The 320-nt window shown below is 69.7% G+C and carries 1 protein-coding gene; it reads right to left on the minus strand.

Annotated elements, in window-relative coordinates:
- Positions 1-320, minus strand: a 320-nt coding sequence (locus tag NJ376_RS28585) for an EAL domain-containing protein (protein ID WP_252956731.1), incomplete at both ends; no start/stop codon positions are given.

The raw sequence follows: 320 nt of genomic DNA on the forward strand, positions 1-320 counted from the left end.
TCGATCTTCACCTTGTCGAAGGGGAAGCGCTGGAGATAGCCGAGCGAGGAATAGCCCGTGCCGAAATCATCCATGGCGATACGGACGCCGAGCGCCTTCAGCCGGTGGAGGGTGACCAGGGTCGTCCTGGTGTCCTGCAGCATCACCGCCTCGGTGATCTCAACCTCCAGCCGCGCGGCATCGAGGCCGGTCTCCCGCAGCACCGCGGTCACGGCATCGACCAGGACGCGGCCGGCGAATTGGGCGGGGGAGAGGTTGACCGCGACCCGCAGCGGCGCCGGCCAGCGCGCCGCCTCGCGGCAGGCCTGCCGCAGCACCCA

It is taken from the genome of Siccirubricoccus soli, assembly GCF_024178315.1.
GTDB classification, from domain to species: domain Bacteria; phylum Pseudomonadota; class Alphaproteobacteria; order Acetobacterales; family Acetobacteraceae; genus Siccirubricoccus; species Siccirubricoccus soli.